The 3,342-nt window shown below is 68.2% G+C and carries 4 protein-coding genes; 3 read left to right on the forward strand and 1 reads right to left on the reverse strand.

Annotated elements, in window-relative coordinates:
• From WMK75_RS18690 to WMK75_RS18700, 3 genes are all read left to right on the forward strand, one after another.
• Positions 1 to 1,144: glycosyltransferase family 2 protein (locus tag WMK75_RS18690; RefSeq protein WP_347269083.1), on the forward strand; the 1,144-nt coding region annotated here is incomplete at its 5' end.
• Positions 1,145 to 1,198: 54 nt separating this feature from the next.
• The gene (locus WMK75_RS18695) at positions 1,199 to 2,092 is read left to right on the forward strand and encodes a polysaccharide pyruvyl transferase family protein (protein WP_347269084.1); all 894 of its coding nucleotides are present in this window, start codon (positions 1,199 to 1,201) and stop codon (positions 2,090 to 2,092) included.
• Between the two features lie 15 nt (positions 2,093 to 2,107).
• Positions 2,108 to 3,136 (forward strand): hypothetical protein, encoded by a 1,029-nt coding sequence (locus WMK75_RS18700; RefSeq protein ID WP_347269085.1) that lies wholly within the window; start codon positions 2,108 to 2,110, stop codon positions 3,134 to 3,136.
• Here the strand turns inward: WMK75_RS18700 and WMK75_RS18705 are convergent.
• A partial coding sequence (locus WMK75_RS18705; RefSeq protein WP_347269086.1) for a hypothetical protein occupies positions 3,096 to 3,342 on the reverse strand: 247 nt, incomplete at its 5' end. The two genes, WMK75_RS18700 and WMK75_RS18705, sit on opposite strands and share 41 nt — an antisense overlap.

Genomic DNA, 3,342 nt, shown 5'->3' on the forward strand with positions numbered 1-3,342 from the left:
CCTGACCCGCGCCGTGAGTGCCCGCGTGCTCAGCACCGCCGACCGGGTGCGCCGGCCGCCGCTGCGCGAGGTGGGGCAACTGGCGGCCCCGCTGTGGCCCAAGTCGACGGACCGGCTGGTCACGGTCGCCGTACCGAACTTCAACTACGGCGCCTACCTCTCCGACGCCGTGGCGAGCGCAGTCTCGCAGCGCGGCGTGGCCGTCGAGGTCGTCATTGTCGATGACTGCTCGACTGATGATTCCTTTGCCGTCGCTCAATCCCTTGCCGCTCAATACGACAATGTCGTGGCGCTCCAAAACGACACGAATCGGGGACACGGACACACGTTTAACCGTGCCTGGCGCGAGGGTCGTGGAGAATTCGTCGTACGCCTCGACGCCGACGACATTCTTGCCCCGGATGCCCTCGCTCGCGCGGTCGCTCTTTTCGAGCGTTTCGACGGCGTGGGTTTGGTGTATGGGCGGGTGTCACATTTTTCCGGCGTGCCGCCGGAGCCGGAGGACGGCTCCGGGGCGACGGGGCTGGTCTGGTCCGGTGCGGACTGGTCATATCGAATGCTTCAGGACGACCGCAACCTCATCGCGACGCCCGAGGCGATGTTGCGCCGCAGCGTGATGGAGGAATACGGCGCCTGGAAACCCGAGCTGCCGCACAGCCAGGACCTCGAGATGTGGCTGCGGGCGGCCAGCTTTGTCGACGTTGGTTATGTCCGTGCCGTCCAGGCGTATAAGCGCTTCCACGACGCGAGCATGAATCTGCAGGGTTCGGCGGGGACCGGCCTGTTCCATGCGCATCGCCACGCCTACGAATCCTGGTACGGCGACGTCGCCGATCGCCTCGCCGACGCGGAGCTGCGCTACGCGGTGGGGCGTCAGGCCGTCGCGGATCACGCCATCCGGGAGGCGGTGCACGCCTATCGGCGGGGCAAGGCCGACCTTGTCCCCGTCGACGAGCTCAAGGAGATCGCCGAGACCTTGGTCGAGCAACCGTCGGGGCTGCGCGCGCTGGAGCGGTACGAGCGGGCGACCGCCGTGCTCGGCCCGAGCGTCGTCAAGTGGAGCCCGCCCGCCCTGGTGGGCAGCATCCGGGAGCGCCTGCGGCAGGCCGGAATCCAGGCGAGGTTGGATCGCGATGGCTACTGAGTCAGGCCGGGCTTTGGAATCGCTGGGTCGCCAGCTGGTCTGCGAGGAGCTCGGATGGAGTCGCTAGAGAGCGTGGTGCGGGAGGCCGCGCGCGCACACCGGCACATCTACTTCCGCACCCAGTTCGGCAATGCCGGCGATGCGTTGATCAACGCGGGGTTCTATTGTCTTGCAGACCGCTTGGGGCTGCGTTATCGAGAGCTGCGCGGGGACAGCTTCGTGCTGCCGCCAGCCACGCGGGACGACCTCGTGATCCTGACCGGTGGCGGGTCGCTGTCAGAACACTGGGACAGCGGCGCCAACGCCCTGGCTCACTTCACTCAGCAGGAGGCGCCGCTGCTGATCCTTCCGTCGTCCCTGAACGGCAACGAGGACGTCCTGCGCCTGCTACGACCCATCGACACACTCATCCTGCGCGATGCCTACAGCGCCCAGTTCGCGCGAAGCCTCGAGCTGCGGGCCCGCCTCCTCCTCACGGACGACACTGCCTTCTCTGTCGATGTGGAACGCCTCCTGGCTATATCCCCATGGCGGGCACCCCGCAGATCGGACGACCTGCGTCGGGCGGCCGCCTTTGCCCAGCACCGCCTGCGCGCCGCCCGAGGAGAGACGTTGTATGCCTGGCGCCTCGATGAGGAGTCCGTCCGAGATACCTCCGCGTTCCGCCGTCGTGACGACATCTCCCAACTCGCGGACTTCGGCACGATGGACCGTGCATCCAGCTGCTATTCGGCCCAATGGATGCTCCGCATTGCGCGGTGGTATGAGCGTGTTGAGACGGATCGACTCCATTTCGCGATCGCCTGTGTCCTAGCTGGGACGCCCGTGACCCTGCATCCCAACGATCACCACAAGATCGTCGGGGTCTATGAGTTGTCCCTAGCTCCCCATCCCGCGCGGAGCAGGCTTGCCCGGTTCGCCGGGAACCTGCCCAGTGCGACTGTCTAGGCAGGAGCCGCCACGGTGACCTCCCCTCGCTTCTGCTATGTCCTTCTCGCACACACAGATCGGGAGGGTCTGCTCCGGCAGGTGGCGCGCATCCGGGCGTTGTCGCCGCGCGCCGCGATCCTTGTCCGACACGAGGCCCCTGAGCTGATCGGCCCGGCCGACCTCGATCCCTTTGGTGCGATTGACCTACTCAGCGGGATACCGGTGCAGTGGGGGTCATGGCGGATGGTCACGGCGGCGTTAGAGGCGTACGACGTGTCGTTGCGTCTCACCGATGCCGCCTACGTGGTGCTGGTGTCCGGCCAGGACTATCCGATCCGGGATCTGGCGGCGTGGGAGCAGGGCGTGATCGCCTCGGGTGCCGACGCCCTGCTTGATCCCATGCCCGCAGATCTGCGGGCCTATGCCCGTCACTATGTGACGTTCAGATTGCCAGGGAGGCTCACCGTCGCCAAGCGCGCAGCGCATTGGACGATGGACCACGTGGGGCGGCTCCTGGCTCCACGGGTGGAGCTATATCGGATGGCTCGCACGGGGCCGGAGCGCTGGTGGTTCTCCGTTCCCCGCCGCTCGGGCCGGCCCCCGGAGGGGATCGTCAAGGCGAGTCAGTGGATGACCATCCGTCGTGACCTACTGGAGCGCGTTCTTGCGGAGGCGGGTGATGGCGGACGCCACCTGCGTCATCTGCGCACTCTGGTCGTGCCCGATGAGGTTGCGGTCCAGAGCCTCGTGGCGCGACTCGCTGACCGGCTCGTCATGTCGCCGACGTCGGCCATGCGCTTCCCTGAGGGGGCGACGAGCCCCGATTGGCTCACCCCGGAACTGGTGCGCGCCCTGGCCCGCGAGACCTCCGCCCCCTTCGCGCGCAAGATGCCCGTGCAGGGCTGGGAGGCGGTCGTGGCCGCCGCGGACGCGTTGTCCAGCCCGCAGGTCGGCGTTGCCCCCAGTCTCCCGGAGCCGCAGACGGTGGCCGACCGGGCGGCGGCCCGGCCCGGCCGTCGGCCTACCGCGCGCGGCGCGCGACCTGTCGCACGTAACCCGTAAACCGACCCGCGAGCGCGACCGTATCGATGACGGTCGCCGCGAGCCTGTCGGCGTCACGCCGCAGTACGGCGGCGCCGGTGTTGCGTGCGCTGTTGCGCGCCCCGACCAGCAGCGTGCGCCGTACGTCGCGCCCCGTACAGTGCTTGAGGTCCGAGCGCGCGTTGATGACGTTTTCGTGGAAGGCGCGCCGCAGGATCGCCGCGGTC

The sequence above is a fragment of the Paracoccus sp. (in: a-proteobacteria) genome (assembly GCF_039808215.1).
Taxonomy (GTDB): Bacteria; Pseudomonadota; Alphaproteobacteria; order Rhodobacterales; family Rhodobacteraceae; genus Paracoccus.